The organism is Delftia sp. ZNC0008 (assembly GCF_000799035.1).
GTDB lineage: Bacteria > Pseudomonadota > Gammaproteobacteria > Burkholderiales > Burkholderiaceae_C > Comamonas > Comamonas tsuruhatensis.
Map to the genome: position 1 here is coordinate 1 of NZ_JTKZ01000572.1, position 15008 is coordinate 15008.

Here is a 15008-nt window from a genome sequence, read left to right on the forward strand (position 1 = left end):
CCGCGTCAGCATCATCGGCGAGGCCCAGATCCGCGACCAGGCCATCTCCAGCGTGGCCGAAGCCGTGCGCTACAGCGCGGGCGTGCGTCCCATGGACTACGGCATCACCGATGACGACGTGGCCGTGCGCGGTTTCTATCTGACGGGCACGGGCCTGTACAGGGACGGCATGCGCATGGTCCACAACGGCTTCATGACCAACCTGGAGCCGTATGGGCTGGTGCGGCTGGAAGTCGTGCACGGCCCGGCCTCGGTGCTGTACGGCCAGTCCGCGCCCGGCGGCCTGATCAATGCCGTCACCAAGCGCCCGCGCGCCGGCATGCAGCGCGAAGTGGGCGTGGAATTCGGCAGCCACGACCGGCGCCAGCTCACGGCCGACATCGGTGGCGCCATCAATGAACAGGGCACGGCACTGGCCCGGCTGACCGTGCTCAAGCGCGAATCGGGCACGCAGTGGAACGGCCTGCGCGCCGACCGCAGCTACATCGCCCCCTCCTTCACACTGCTGGGCGAGCGCACCAGCCTCACCGTGCTGGCGCAGTACCAGGAGGACGAAACCGGCTTCGTCATCCCCTACTACCGCCAGACGCCTGCGGGCTGGTCGGCCACGGACATCAACGTCAGCGGACCGGGATCTGGCCACCACAAGCGCAACGCCAGCGTGGGCTGGCTGCTGGAGCACCGGCTGAACGACCAGCTCACGCTGCGCAACAACCTGCGCTACCTGGACGGCCGCAACGACCGGCGCGAGATGCGCAACCGGGGCCTGACGGCCGACCAGCGCGGCATGGCACGCCTGGCCATGGTGCGGCCCGACGCCGAACAGACCTGGGTCATGGACACGCAGATCGCAGGCCGCCACCGGACGGGTGCCGTCTCGCACCAGTGGGCCGTGGGCTTCGACTACTACCGCTCCAGGCTCGACTGGCGCATCTACTCGCTCAACGGCGCCGTGGCGCCGCTGGACCTGGTCAACCCCATCCACATCGCGCCGAACTGGAATGACAACTACCTCAGCGACCGCGCGCTGGCCCGCACGCACCAGGCAGGCCTGTACGTGCAGGACCAGATCAAGTTCGGCGAGCGCTGGGTGCTCAGCGCCGGCCTGCGCCGCGACAGCGCACGCATAGACACCGACTACGACGCGCGCGCCGCAGCCACCGCGCCCTTCGCCATCACCACCGTGCGCCGCACCGACAGCGCCGTCACCGGGCGGCTGGGCCTGATCTACCTGGCACCCAGCGGCCTGGCTCCCTATGTGTCCTTCAACAACTCCTTCCAGCCGCCGCTGACCACGGTCACGGCCACCGACGCCAACGGCAGGCCCTACGAGCCCGAGACCGCGCGCCAGTTCGAGGCCGGCCTGCGCTACGCGCCGCCGTCGACCGGCTACACGCTCAGCGCCGCAGTGTTCGACCTGCGCAAGCGCAATGTGCGCACGCCATCCACACTCAACCCGCGCTTCGACGTGCAGACCGGCGAAGTGCGCAACCGGGGGCTGGAGCTGCAGGCCCAGGGCGAGATCGGCGGCGGCTTCTCGGCCATTGCGGCCTATACCTACCTCGACTCCAGGGTCACGCGCAGCAACAACGCCATCGAGATCGGCGCGCGCCCCGGCGCCACGCCGCGCCATGCCGCATCGCTGTGGGGCAAGTACCAGCGCGGCGCCCTGGAGCTGGGCCTGGGCCTGCGCCACATCAGCGCCACGCCTGGCGAGCTGCCCATGGACGGCGTGAAGACCCCCATGAACGACGCCTACACGCTGTGGGACGCCATGGCCGCCTACACCACCGGCCCGTGGCGCTTCTCGGTCAACCTCAGCAACCTCACCGACAGGCAGTACCGCACGCAATGCAACACCTTCCGTGGCGGCGCGCAATTCTGCGCGCTGGGCTTCGGGCGCGAGGTGCGTGTGGCGGCGGCCTATCGGTTCTGAGTGCCGCCATTGCTGCCCGCCAGGGGGAGCAATGCAGGCCCCCGCTCTTGGAACAACGCCCGGCGGACAGCAACAGACCGCCCACTCGGCATGCATCTGCAGCACGCTCGGTGCAGCTTGCATCCAGCACAGCGCATCGCGGACCTGCTCGTCTGGATCGGATGGCGTTGCACCGCCGCAGCTGCATTGGTTCAGCCGCGCACCACGCCATCGACTTGACATTTCGCCCAGTCCACACCGCGCTCTGCTGGCGACAATCAGGTCTTTGAAAGGCGCGCATGCACTACGGCAAATCCCAGGCCATTGGAGACAAGAGCATCTTCATCATCGACACCGCCATGAGCGTGGTCGATGGCCGGCTCTACTACGAGTACTGCAACAAGGGGGACAGCACAACGTCCTTTCTGCGCGCCGTTGATGTGGCCACCGGCAACGTGCTCTGGGACCACCGCATGCGCGAGAGCGAGGGCATGTCGTGGTTCGTGGACGAGCGGCATCTGATGCTCTGCGACCAGGTGCTTGATGCCCGCACCGGCGAATGCCTGTTCGACTTCCATGCCGTGCCGGGCATGCAGGCTAGGCATTGGCCCGTTCCCGTGGAGCTGGACGCGCATCGCTGGCTCGTCGCGATGGAGGAGAGCAGTCCCGAGGGCCGCTATCTGCTGCTGGACCGTCGCACCTGGCAGGGCAGCACGCTGGCGCTGGGCCTGCAGGGTGCGTTTGTGCTGGAGGGGGCGGTCTACGGCTGGATCGTCCACCCTGAGCGCTCGGAGCTGCGGCGCTGGCATGAAACCGACGGGCACACCGAGCATGTGCTGTGGGTGGACAGTGCCCGCGACCTGTACTCGCCCGCCATTGCAGGCGCGTGGGCCGTGTTCGGCCCCGGCAGCAGAGACCACGTGGACATCGATGCACCCTGGCTTCGCATCCATCCTTGCAGCGGCGAAGTCCTGGCCATCACACCTCCCGTTCAACCTGACGATGAGCGCCGGCATGTGCATGCCCAGCGGGCAGCGCATCGTGACGGCGTGGTCTATTTCTGCTTTGCACGCCAGGGCATGTATGGCTATGACATTCGCAGCAACCGTTTCGGACCGTGCCTGTCGCCTACCCATGTCAGCGCGCCGCAATGCCATGCCGGCGTCCTTTATGGAATACAGGACAGGCACGAGGACGGCATGGAGCGGGCCTATCTTGTCGCCGTGGACCCGGACACCGGCGCCCCGCTTTGGGAAACCCCGTGCAGCAGCCGCAACTACAGGCATCTGAGCGTGAGCGAATGCGGTGTCTTTCTAGGCATTGCGGGCGGCAAAATCCAGCACCTTCCGCCAGCGGGCCGCAGGCGCAGCACCCCAACGGCAGAGCCTGCCAAACGCGCCGAAAGCGCCAAAAGCGCCAAGGCAGCCACCGGGCCGGTACGCACCGTGCCGCCCGAGTCTCCCTATGCACACATGCTGGACGACATGCCCACGCTGCTCGATGCCCTGCAGGCGCGCGCCTGCGCGCAGAGCCCGGATAGCACCCTCACGGCCGTGGCCGTCTCCAAGCCCTGGGCCATGGTGGCCTGCATCGAATATGGCGAGGACCCCGACTTCCCCCATCTGCGCCTGCTGGATCTGCAGACCGATGCCTGGATCGCGCTCGACTGCAACGACCTGATCGACGCCCCCATGATTGAAGGCATCACGTTCGTGGATGGCCAGGACGGGAAGCTGGACCTGCTACTGCATGACGGCGGCCGCCACACCATCCACATTGACCTGCCCGCACGCACCGTGCGCTGGAATGCCGAGCAGGCATAGGACAAGACAACGATGCCGCTTGCACGACCGTGCAATACGCACTAAGTTGGAGGGCCGGTCCGGCCATCGGCGCCGACGGCAGAATCTGCCCGTATCCCACCCCTACCCGTCTCTTTCATGACCACCCTCAAGCTCTACTACGCTCCCGGCACCTGCGCCCTGGCCGCCCGCATCGCCCTGATCGAGGCCAATGCGCCCCATGAAGTCGTCAAGCTCGATTTCTCCAAGGGCGAGCAGCGCAGCCCCGAATACCTGGCCATCAATCCCAAGGGCCGCGTGCCCGCCCTGGTGACCGAGCGCGGCGTGCTCACCGAAACGCCGGCCCTGCTCGCCTATATTGCCCGGCGCTTTCCCGAAGCACGGCTTGCCCCGCTGGACGATGCCTATGCCTTCGCCCACATGCAGGAGTTCCACGGCTACCTGTCCTCCACCGTGCACGTGGCCCACGCCCACGGCCGGCGCGCAGGCCGCTGGGCCGATGACGAGCCGGCCATTGCCTCCATGCAGCGCAAGGTGGCAGCCAACATGGCCGAATGCTTTGGCGTGATAGAGCGCCATTACCTGGGCGACGCGCCCTGGGTGCTGGGCTCCGACTATTCCGTGGCCGACGCCTATCTGTTCACCATTGCCGGCTGGCTGGAGGGCGACGGCGTGGACATCGCCGGTTTCCCCAAGGTGCAGGCGCACTTCAAGCGCATGGGCGAGCGCGCTGCCGTGCGCGGGGCGCTGGGGAGCTGAGTGGGGAGGCTGCCCGCGGCCTGCGATGGCCGCGCTCAGCCAAACAGATCGCCGTGGGTTCCAAGGCGCTTGAAGATGACGATCTCCATGTCTTTGGCTTCGGGATGCGGATCAATGCGGTAGATCAGCAGGAAGTCGCCCCCCAGATGAATATCCCGATCGCCCGCGTCCCATTCATCATCGGCGATCAAGGCGTGATCGCTCCACTGCGCCGCCAGCACCTGCTGCGCCGTGTGGGCAATGAGCAGGCCGCCGACCTGGTTCACCAGTGTCATGTCGTAGCGGCCTGATGCCGCCATGCGCTGGTAGTCCTTCTTGAAGGTCTTGGTGTACGCGATGGTGCGCAGCCTGTAGCCCTTCTTGCCGGCCATCAGGCTTCATCCCTTTCCATGGCCTGCAGCATGGCTTCAACAGAGGCATGTCCAGGTTCACCGCCTCTGGCGATTTCTCTCGCCTCCAAAGTGGCCTGCCGGTTTGTCTCTCTACGCAGCCGCATCGCCTGCACCTGCTCCGCCGTCAGCCGCAGGTCAAAGGGAATCCCGTTGTGCAGCACAACGCCCTGCAGAAACATGCGCACGGCGGCGTTCACATCCATGCCCAGCGTAGAAAGTATGTCGGCAGCGCTGTCGTAGATCTTGTCATCCACAGTAGTACGGATGATGGTCATCTTTTGCTCCTTTGAAGTCACTTGCCGACCTATTCTAGGCAATCTCAAATCAACTGTTGCTGCGACCTTCCACACGCATTCACTTGCAAAAACAAAAAACCAGACAGTCATTCGTAAATTTCCCTTCGCAGTCCTCCAAGTCCCGGACCTCTACCGACGTCCGCAAGCCTTGCCTACAGTCGCCAGGACAGGCAGGGGCGTTGCACAAGGCGGCGCCTTTTCGCCATTCCAGAAACGACGGATTCAGACGACAGGGTGGAGCATGCAAAGACAAGCCAGGGTGATTGCCATCAACAACCAGACGGGGCTCATCGGCCTGCAGCCGGAGGGAGAGGACAGCTGTGTGCTGGCGCAGCAGCTCGATACCCGCCCCGTGAATACGGGCCAGATGCTGTCAGGGGAGATGGACAGCGTGGGCATGGAGACGTTTGTGAACGCGCAGACGCAGGACCGCATCGAGGTCTTTGTCGAGGCCTACGGGCTGTCTGCGGAGGCCGTGGAGCTGGCGATGCGCTGAGTGGGCCGGCCAGCGAAGGCGCGGGTGCCGGTCTCAAGGCCGCGCCCACTGCGCCAGCGTGTGCCGCGCCAGGGCCTCGACATCCAGCGGAGACCGGGGGTCCACCGCCAGCTCTCCCAGCATCACCATGGCCTCGGGAATCTGGTTGCGCTCGCGCAGCAGCAGGGCCTTGTTCAGCAGCAGAAAGCCGCGGGTCTGGGCATCGGGGCCGGCCTTCAGGCCGCTGTCCAGCAGGGCAAGGCATTGGTCGGGGTCGTCCTCCATCAGGGCCGCTGTCTTCCAGGCGGGGGCGAAGCCAGGGGTTTCGCGGGTCATGGTCAGGGCGGCCTGGCGCACCTTGCTCCTGTCGGTCTCCCACTCCAGGGCGAGGTAGCGCAGATAGGTGCCTTGCGGGAGCTTGCCATCGCGCTCCATGCGCAGGCTGTGCACGGCCGTCTTGGCCATGAAGAAACCCCTGGGAGCCATTGCATCCACGCGCCGGTAGTGGCGATAGGCCGCATCGAAGTCCTTTTGCAGCAGGTAGGTGAATGCGGCGTCGTAGACGGGATAAGGCCAGTCCGGCGCCAGCTTCGAGGCGGTCTCGAAATGCGCCAGCGCAGCCCGGTTGTCACCGCGCTGCCCTGCGGCGCGGCCCAGGGCATGGGCATCGCGCGCCGCCTGGCTGACGGGTGTGGCGCGGGGCAGTTCCCAGCTGAAACGGCCATCGGCCTTGTCCAGGTCGCTGCGCTTGAGCACTCGGCCTGCGCTGTCCTTGAAGACGATGTCGTCGGCTGCCATGGCGGGCCCTGGCGCCAGCAGCTGCAGTGCCAGGGCCATGGCGGCAAGCAAGGGGAGCTTCATGGTGTGCTGAGCTTGGTTCGGGAAAGCCGATATTAGGGCGCAGACGCAGACGCAGGAGCGGAGCCGGCAGAAGGGGATTCACCTGCAGGCCTGCCAGTTGAGGGGGCCGTGGCGGCGGCACGCCTTCCCCTGCCCCTGGCGCGCGGGCGGGCAAGGTGATTCATTTGCCATTCCAGCGATTCGGTATCGAAGTCGAAGGCATCCAGCAGGGCAATGGCTTTCCTGGCCTCCCTGAAGTCCACTTCCGTGACGGGCGGACTGTGCCGCAGCGACAGATCGTGCTTGAGCAGCCATTGCTGCAGATCGGCCAGCGCGACGATGGAGATGCCCTGGTTGATGAGCTGTGACGCGGTGACTTGCGCCAGCATGGCCGGCGTCAGTTGCCTGCAGGAGCGCAGGCCCAGGACCTGCCTGAGCTTGGCCACCAGGGGAGTGCGCAGCTCGAACTGGGGCAGGCTCTCGAAATGGGCCAGGGATTCGAGGTACAGGTCCGGCTCCGCATGTATGGCGTCCAGGTCGTTGGGCAGATTCAGCAGTTCGCAGATGCGATTGAGGGCGGTGCGTGCGCGTTCGGTGCCGAGTTTCTCGGCCTTGCCCGCTTGCGCGACCGAGCAGCCGGCGATGACGGAGCGCAGCACATTGGCCTTGGTGAGATTGGAAATCATGGAATCCCCCTGATGAAAATCCAGGGACCCGCGCGGAATCAGCTTCAGCCGCCCGGTCCCGACAATGGCTCTGGCGCGGCGATGGGCCGTTCACGGAACCTCGGAGGCCGGCAGGCGCAAGTGCATTGCGCCGCCGCCAAGGGACAGGAGGACGCCAGGCCTTGCAGAGTTCCAGGGGAAATGCACGTGCTTGCGCCCACAGTCAAATGCGATGCGCTGAGGTGCAAATTCCATGCAGATTCCATCGAAAAGGAGGCCTGACGGCCCCCCTGGTGTGCTCTGCCGGCTGCAGCCCCGGCAGGCGTTGCTTGCGGCGACTCAGCGGCGGCGCAGGCGCTTGATGCCTTCGACAGCCGCCAGCACGATGGCGCCGGCCACGATGCCGGCCACCGCGTTGAGCACATTCACCGCCAGCACGCGCCACAGGCCGCCCAGCGCGCCCTGGGCCACGGCATCGCCCAGGCCCTCCACGGCGTGGTGCAGCGCAGGCACGCCGTGTACGAGGATGCCGCCACCCACCAGGAACATGGCGGCCGTGCCCGCAACGGACAGCCCCTTCATGAGCCAGGGCGCGGCGGCGACGATGCCCCGGCCCAGCGCGCGGGCCGCAGCGCTGGCACGCTGGCCCAGCCACAGTCCCAGGTCATCGAGCTTGACGATGCCGGCCACCAGACCATAGACGCCCACGGTCATGATGAGGGCAATGCCCGCCAGCACGGCCACCTGCTGCCCGAACGGCGCCGAGGCCACGGTGCCCAGGGTAATGGCGATGATCTCGGCCGAGAGGATGAAGTCGGTGCGCACGGCGCCCTTGATCTTGTCCTTTTCCATGGCGACGAGATCGACGCTCGCATCGGCATTGGCCTGGGTCAGGCGCTCGCGCTCCACGGCATCTTCCTCGGGCGAATGCAGGAATTTGTGGGCCAGCTTCTCGCAACCCTCAAAGCAAAGAAAGGCGCCGCCCACCATGAGCAGCGGCGTGACAGCCCAGGGGATGAAGGCGCTGATCAGCAGCGCCGCAGGCACCAGGATGGCCTTGTTGATCAGCGAGCCCTTGGCCACGGCCCAGACCACGGGAATCTCGCGCTCGGCCCGCACGCCCGTGACCTGCTGGGCGTTCAGGGCCAGGTCATCGCCCAGCACGCCGGCCGTCTTCTGCGCAGCCACCTTGGTCATGACGGACACATCGTCGGCCATGGCCACGCTCTTGCGGGCCGCGACCTTGGTCATGAGGGCCACGTCGTCCAGGATCGCTGCAATATCGTCCAGCAACATCAGCAAACCAGCACCAGCCATCGCATTACTCCAGTGAATTGTTCGGGGAACTTCTTTTTGCCTGGGCGCCATCATGGGGCCTGGGCATGTCCTGCCCATGTAGGAGATGCCCGGCGGCCAGCCCGGTCACGGGGCCGACCGGCCGTCCGTCACTTGCTGGTCTTGAAGCCCTGCCCTGCCGCCCAGGCCGCCACGTCGTCGCGGCGGATGGCGGCGGCCATGAGCTGCGGGAAGGCGTCCGGCGTGCAGGCAAACGAGGGCACGCCCAGCGCGGCCAGCTTGGCGGCCAGTTGCGCATCGTAGGCAGGGGCGCCTTCGTCGCTGAGGGCCAGCAGCGTGATGAACTGCACGCCCGACTCCACCAGTTCGGAGGCGCGGCGCAGCAGGCCGCTTTCCACACCCCCTTCATAGAGGTCGGAGATGAGCACGACGATGGCATTGCGCGGCTCGCTGATCAGGCCCTGGCAGTAGCCCACGGCGCGGTTGATGTCGGTGCCGCCCCCCAGTTGCACGCCGAACAGCACGTCCACGGGGTCGGAGAGCTTGTCGGTCAGGTCCACCACCGCCGTGTCGAAGACCACCAGACGGGTAGCGACGGCCGGCAGGCTGGCCATGACGGCACCGAAGATGCTGGAGTAGACGACGGAGTTGGCCATGGAGCCGCTCTGGTCTATGCACAGGATGACTTCGCGCTGCGGGCGGCGGACCTTGCGGCCGTAGCCGACCAGGGTCTCGGGCACGATGGTGCGGTAGTCGGGCTGCCAGTGGCGCAGGTTGGCGCGGATGGTGCGGTTCCAGTCGATCTCGGAATGGCGCGGGCGGCGGTTGCGCTGGCTGCGGTCCAGCGCGCCCGAGACGGCGCTGCGCATGGGCTCTTCCAGGCGGCGCATGAGGTCGTCCACCACCTTGCGCACGACGATGCGCGCGGTCTCCTTGGTGTTCTGCGGGATGACGGAGCCCAGGGAGATGAGGTCGGCCACCATGTGCACGTCGGGCTGCACATGCTCCAGCATTTCGGGCTGGAGCATGAGTTCGCGCAGGTTCAGGCGCTCCATGGCGTCGCGCTGCATGACCTGCACGACCTGGCTGGGAAAGTACTTGCGGATGTCGCCCAGCCAGCGGGCCACGCTGGGCGAGGAATTGCCCCGGCCGCCCCGGCGCGAGAGGCTGCCGTCCTTGTTGTCTTCTTCGTAGAGCGCGGCCAGGGCCTTGTCCATCTCTTCGAGGGAGCCGCCCTTGGCGCCCAGCCCGCCGCAGCTGCCCTCGGCCGGCTGGCCCAGCACCAGGCGCCAGCGCTGCAGCCGGTTGGTGGGCTGGACGGCGGGGTCCTGCGGATCGGCGTCGGCAAGGGATGCATCGTTCACGGTGGCAGCGGTGTTCATGGCTGGGCCTCCTGCGGGCTGGACAGCAGTTGCGCGGGCAGGTTCAGGCCCAGCAGTTGATCGAGTACGGGAAGGGCAAGCACGGCGCGCGCCTCGTTCCAGGCGCCGTCGTCACCGCCGCCTGCCGCGCCTGCGGCACCTGCGGATGCAGCCGCCACGACGGCCGCACTGCCCTGCCCTCGCCGGGCCTTTTCGCCCAGGCTCTGGCGGTCATGGTTGGAGAAGGCCGAGAAGCTGCGGCGCACCAGCGGCAGGATCTGGGTGAACTGGGTCTCGCCCAGCTGGGCCAGCCAGGCATCGACGGCGCCCCAGATGGCGTCGTCGTGCAGCAGCACCAGGGCCTGGCGGTTGAGAAAGCCGTCCAGCCAGGCGGCAGCGTCCAGCGGCGGCACGCCCAGCGAGAGATTGCGGCCCAGTTGCGTGGCCACGGCCTCGCTGTCCAGGCGGTGGGCATCCAGCAGCAGGCGGCAGGACGTGCCGCGCAGCAGGGCCGCGCCGGCATCGCCCAGGGCAATGCTGCGCAGGGCGCCGAACCAGACCTCGCGCGGCTCCTCGGCATCGCGCAGGCGCAGGGCCTCGTGGGCCTGCAGCACCGTGGCCTGCATGTGCCTTGCGGCGTCTTCATCCAGCGCCATGCAGGCCAGGGGCAGGCCGATGGCGGCACGCAGCGCCATGCTGTCGATCACCGTGGCCAGCGCCTGGGTGTCGGTCTGGCGCACGCTGCCGTAGCGCAGCACATTGGCCAGCGGCGGCAGCGCCTGCATGAGCTGGGAAACGTCGCCGGTGCTGGCAGAGCGGTCGGCCAGGTCGTGCATGAGGGCATCGACCAGGTGCGGCAGGTCGGCCAGCAGGGCGTCGTCGATGGTCCTGGCCAGCTCGGGCAGCGGTGTCTCGGGCGTCAGCGCCTGGCGCACCTTGGCGGCTGCAGCCTGCACCAGGGTGCCGCCGTAGCGGCTGGCCTCGATGACGCGCACGGCCAGCTCGGGCTCCCACTGCAGTTGCCAGCTTTCGCGGAAGGTGCCCCGGTTGCGCTGCTGGTCGGTGGTGACGCTGCCCCACTCTATGCCCAGCAGGCGCAGCCGGTGCAGGAAGTGGCTGCGGTCGCGGTCCGTGTCCTTGCGCAGGTCCAGGGCCAGGACCTTGGCGGCCGCCTCGGGCTTGAGGCGCAGGCTTTTTTGCTGCTGCTCGATGTCGCGCTGCAGCGGCACCTGGGGCACGTCGGCGGGCACGCCGCCGATGCGGTCGCCCACGCTGAGTTCGCGCTCGATCAGGCGCAGCGGAGCGCGCTCGCCCATGCTGATGACGGTGACGATGGCCTCGTCCAGCTCGGGCAGGCCCGGGCTGGCGTGGCCGCGCAGGGCCGCCAGGCTTTCGGCCAGGCGCGTGGCCTCGATGATGTGGGCGCTGGAGCAGTCCAGGTCCTTGGAACGCAGCAGATGGGCCACGCGCGCCAGCCAGCCGACGGTGCGACGGGTGCTGGCGCGTGCCGGGTCGGCAGCAGGTGCGGACTGGAGCAAGGACTCGGGCGCAGGCTCGGAGCAGCGCCACAGGTGCTCATACCAGCCCGGCGAATCCACGCCCGCTCCATAGCCGCTGGACGAGCACAGGTTGCGGTAGGTCCAGGGCGCCCAGGTGGCCTGGACCTTGGCCTTGGGCAGGCCCTTGAGCGTGGCGGCATCGGCCTTGGCGGTGACCTGGGCCTGCAGGGCCGGCACATGCCATGCGCCGCAGACCACGGCAATGCGCTGGTGGCCGGCCTTGACGGCCTCGCGCATGCACTGGCGCATCCAGGCTTCGCGCAGCGCCTCGCGCCGGGCGTGGCGTTCTCCGCGCACTTCGTTGGGCAGCTCGGCGCGCACCACGGCCATGGCTTCGGCAATGCCCTCGAACAGGGTGGCGCCGTCGCCGCGCTCCTCGACCATGCGGTTCCACCAGCTTTCGCCGTCGGGGTAGCCTGCCGCCTCGGCCAGCAGGTCCAGCGGATCGCGCCAGTCCCGCCTGCCGGGGTCCGAGGGATCGACGGCGAGGTCGGCAGCCGGCACGGACTGCGTGGTGTCGTCGCGGTCCAGGGCCTCGGCGGCATTGCTCTGGAGCTGGCCGCCGTCTGCCGCAGCGACGCCGGAATCGGAGCCGGTGTCGGCATCCTGGCCTTCATCGCCCGCATCCTCGCCCGCATCACCTGCATCTGCTGCCGCCGCCTCGGCCCGGCGCCGCTCCTGCTCGGCCATGTCCAGCGCCATGCGGTGGGTCTGGGGCAGGTCGATGAAGCGCGTGGCCACGCCCTGGCGCGCCGCCCATTGCAGGGCCTGCCATTCGGGCGAGAACTCGGCGTAGGGATAGAAGGCGGCATGGGCCGGGCTGTCCTGCACATAGACCAGCATGGCCACGGGCGGCTGCAGGTCGGCATGCTGGAGCATGGGCAGCAGGGACTCGCCCTCGGGCGGGCCTTCGACCAGCAGGCAGTCGGGCTGCAGCTGCTCCAGGGCCTGCAGCAGGCTGCGCGCGCAGCCCGGGCCATGGTGGCGGATGCCGAAGAAATGAAGCGGATTGGCAGAGGTGGCCATACGGGAAGTGCACAGGAGATGCGCAGAAGATGCGGTCGGTCAGCGGAGCGGGAGTGCGGGCTTCAGAGCTGCTCGCGGCAGGCGCGGTACAGGTCCTTCCAGTCGCTGCGCTCCTTGACCACGGTCTCCAGGTATTCCTTCCAGACCACGCTGTCCTGCACCGGGTCCTTGATCACGGCGCCCAGCAGGCCCGAGGCCACATCGCCCGCGCGCAGCACGCCGTCGCCGAAATGCCCGGCCAGCGCCATGCCGCTGTTGATGACCGAGATGGCCTCGGCCGTGGACAGCGTGCTGCTGGGCGACTTCACGCGCACGGTCTTGCCGTCCTCGGTCTGGCCGTTGCGCAGCTCGCGGAAGATCTGCACCACGCGGCGCACTTCCTGCAGGGCCGGCGGCTCGGCGGGCAGTGCCAGGGCGCGGCCCTGCTCGGCCACGCGCTTGGTGACGATCTGCACTTCCTCGTCCTGCGATGCCGGCACGGGCAGGACCACGGTGTTGAAGCGGCGCTTGAGCGCGCTGGACAGCTCGTTCACGCCCTTGTCGCGGTTGTTGGCCGTGGCGATGACCGAGAAGCCCTGCACGGCCTGCACCTCGGTGCCCAGCTCGGGCACGGGCAGGGTCTTTTCGGACAGCACGGTGATCAGCGTGTCCTGCACGTCGGCCGGGATGCGGGTCAGCTCTTCGATGCGGGCGATCTTGCCCAGCTTCATGGCGTTGACCAGGGGGCTGGGAATCAGCGCCTTCTCGGACGGGCCATGGGCCAGCAGCTGCGCGTAGTTCCAGCCGTAGCGCAGCTGCTCCTCGCTGGTGCCGGCCGTGCCCTGCACCAGCATGGTGGAGTCGCCGCTGACGGCGGCCGACAGGTGCTCGGACACCCAGGACTTGGCCGTGCCCGGCACGCCGTACAGCAGCAGGGCGCGGTCGGTGGCCAGGGTGGAGACGGCGATTTCCATCAGGCGCGGATTGCCGATGTACTTGGGGCTGACCTCGAAGCCGTTGCCGAGCTTGCCGCCCATCAGGTACTGGAGCACGGCCCAGGGCGACAGCTTCCAGTTGGGCGGACGCGGACGGTCGTCCACCTTGCGCAGGGCTTCGAGTTCTTCGGCGAATTGCTGTTCGGCATGCTGGCGCAGGACTTGGCTCATGGTGTGCTTCCGGAAAGGGATGGGAATGGGATTCGGTAGGGGGTGGGTGGCAAAGCGGGCCCGGCCTCAGGCCTGGCCGCGCAGTGCGATGAAGGCCTGGTGCAGGCCCAGGCGCAGCTCGACGATGCGCTCCAGGTGGCCGCGCATGCGCTCCTCGTCCCAGGGCCGCGCGCGGCTGCGTTCGAGGCGCGCCTGCTGCTGGGGCGTGAGGGCAATGGCCGGGGCGGCTGTTGCTGCAGATGCCGAAGCGGCTGCGGTCTCTGCAACAGGCTCGGCCGGGGGCTCTGGCTCGGGCTCGACCTGCGCATCCAGCACCGAGGGCTTGCGCCACAGCTCGGCAAAGCGCTCCAGCGCGGTCACGTCCAGCATGCGCGCGCAGGACAGCAGGGCCTGGTCGGCGCGGTAGCTGTGCCAGTTGCCCGTGATCTGCTTGCCGCCCACGGCCACATGCAGTGCCTCGGTCAGCCGCGCCGACAGCGCCGGCGAGAGCAGTTCGGCACCGCCCAGCGACTGGGACATGCCCTCGATGGCGTCGATGAGCTTGTGCCTGTCGCGCTCGAACTGGGCAATCCAGCGGGACTCGCGTTCTTCGGGGGACAGCCGGGCCATGAGGGCGGGCAGCAGCGCATCGTGGCGCATGTCGCGGCCCAGGGCCTGGGCGGCATCGATCCATTCCACGTCCAGCTGGTACTGCAGGGCCCGCACCCAGCCCTGGCGCAGCGAGGATTTCCAGTCGCTGCGCCGGCTCCACTCCATCACTTCCAGGGGCGTCAGGCCCAGGGCGCGGGTCCAGAAGGACACCGGGGTGAGCTGCACCATCTGCTCCAGCAGCCAGGCCTTCTTGCCGCCACGGAAGTAGGCATCGGGCTTGAGCGTGATGCCGTCGCGCTCCCATTCCTTGAGGCCTTCCTCGGGGGGCTCCACGATCCACTGGCCCTTGTCGTCCTGCTGAAGCATGGACTGCATCCAGCCCATGACGCGCTGGCTGTGCGCGCTGTCCGGCAGGCACGAGAGCATTTGCGCGGCGTTCTCGCGGATTTCCTTGCTGCGGTCGGACAGCAGTTTTTCGAGCAGCGGCTCGTCGTCCATGCCCAGCCCCACGGTCAGTGCCTGGACCATGGGCAGGCGCTCCTTGGCGCCCAGCTCCTTCAGGCTGCCTTCCAGCCGCGCACGGGCCTGGGCGGCATCGGCCGCGCGCTCGCTGCGCAGCAGGGCCACGCGCTGCTCGACCGAGCCCTCCTGCCAGACCAGTTCGGGGTCGGCGGTTTCCTCCACGCCGCTGGCATAGCTCCATTGCGGATTGAGCGCGCCCAGCCAGCGCCCGCGCTCGCCCAGCACCGGGGCCAGCCACTGGCGCAGCTCCACGGACTGGCGGCCCTGCTCCAGCGCAGGCACCAGCAGGTCATGGGGCAGGCGCTGGCCGGCCTGGTCCAGGGTGCGCAGCATGGAGGCCTGCAGCTCGAACGGTCCGTCCTTG

General features: G+C 68.1%; 13 protein-coding genes. 4 read left to right on the forward strand and 9 right to left on the reverse strand.

Annotation, left to right across the window (positions count from 1 at the left end; all coding sequences use genetic code 11):
- From L995_RS18880 to L995_RS18890, 3 genes are all read left to right on the forward strand, one after another.
- Positions 1–1936 (forward strand): TonB-dependent receptor (locus L995_RS18880; protein WP_047472993.1); only part of this gene is annotated, 1936 nt, incomplete at its 5' end.
- A gap of 278 nt (positions 1937–2214) precedes the next feature.
- The gene (locus L995_RS18885) at positions 2215–3738 is read left to right on the forward strand and encodes a hypothetical protein (protein ID WP_047472994.1); all 1524 of its coding nucleotides are present in this window, start codon (positions 2215–2217) and stop codon (positions 3736–3738) included.
- 117 nt (positions 3739–3855) lie between these two features.
- Complete coding sequence (locus L995_RS18890) at positions 3856–4476, forward strand: glutathione S-transferase family protein (protein ID WP_047218388.1); 621 nt, start codon at positions 3856–3858, stop codon at positions 4474–4476.
- Between the two features lie 35 nt (positions 4477–4511).
- Here L995_RS18890 and L995_RS18895 read toward each other — a convergent pair whose 3' ends face one another.
- On the reverse strand, positions 4512–4847 hold the full coding sequence (locus L995_RS18895) for a type II toxin-antitoxin system YafQ family toxin (RefSeq protein ID WP_046986770.1): 336 nt from the start codon (positions 4845–4847) through the stop codon (positions 4512–4514).
- Positions 4847–5143 carry a type II toxin-antitoxin system RelB/DinJ family antitoxin gene (locus tag L995_RS18900; protein WP_043790100.1) on the reverse strand — a complete coding sequence of 99 codons (297 nt, stop codon included), beginning with the start codon at positions 5141–5143 and terminating at the stop codon, positions 4847–4849. The genes L995_RS18895 and L995_RS18900 overlap by 1 nt, the downstream gene beginning before the upstream one ends.
- A gap of 262 nt (positions 5144–5405) precedes the next feature.
- On the opposite strand from L995_RS18900, the gene L995_RS18905 reads away from it, so the two are divergent.
- A complete protein-coding gene (locus L995_RS18905) occupies positions 5406–5660 on the forward strand; it encodes a hypothetical protein (protein WP_016451380.1) in 255 nt (84 codons plus the stop codon).
- 33 nt (positions 5661–5693) lie between these two features.
- Here the strand turns inward: L995_RS18905 and L995_RS18910 are convergent, their stop codons facing one another.
- The 7 genes from L995_RS18910 to L995_RS18940 all read right to left on the reverse strand — a co-directional run.
- Positions 5694–6500 carry a hypothetical protein gene (locus tag L995_RS18910; RefSeq protein WP_047472995.1) on the reverse strand — a complete coding sequence of 269 codons (807 nt, stop codon included), beginning with the start codon at positions 6498–6500 and terminating at the stop codon, positions 5694–5696.
- 32 nt (positions 6501–6532) lie between these two features.
- Positions 6533–7165: a hypothetical protein gene (locus L995_RS18915; RefSeq protein WP_016449190.1), complete on the reverse strand. Its 633-nt coding sequence runs from the start codon at positions 7163–7165 to the stop codon at positions 6533–6535.
- A 318-nt stretch (positions 7166–7483) separates the two neighbouring features.
- Positions 7484–8461, reverse strand: a complete 978-nt coding sequence (locus L995_RS18920; RefSeq protein WP_047472996.1) for a DUF808 domain-containing protein — start codon at positions 8459–8461, stop codon at positions 7484–7486.
- Positions 8462–8589: 128 nt separating this feature from the next.
- A complete protein-coding gene (locus tag L995_RS18925) occupies positions 8590–9822 on the reverse strand; it encodes a VWA domain-containing protein (RefSeq protein WP_016449188.1) in 1233 nt (410 codons plus the stop codon).
- Complete coding sequence (locus tag L995_RS18930) at positions 9819–12386, reverse strand: DUF5682 family protein (RefSeq protein WP_016449187.1); 2568 nt, start codon at positions 12384–12386, stop codon at positions 9819–9821. Before L995_RS18930 ends, L995_RS18925 begins: the two co-directional genes overlap by 4 nt.
- 62 nt (positions 12387–12448) lie before the next feature.
- Positions 12449–13531, reverse strand: coding sequence for an AAA family ATPase (locus L995_RS18935; protein ID WP_016449186.1), 1083 nt, complete (start codon positions 13529–13531; stop codon positions 12449–12451).
- A gap of 66 nt (positions 13532–13597) precedes the next feature.
- Positions 13598–15008 (reverse strand): DUF5691 domain-containing protein (locus L995_RS18940; RefSeq protein ID WP_047472997.1); only part of this gene is annotated, 1411 nt, incomplete at its 5' end.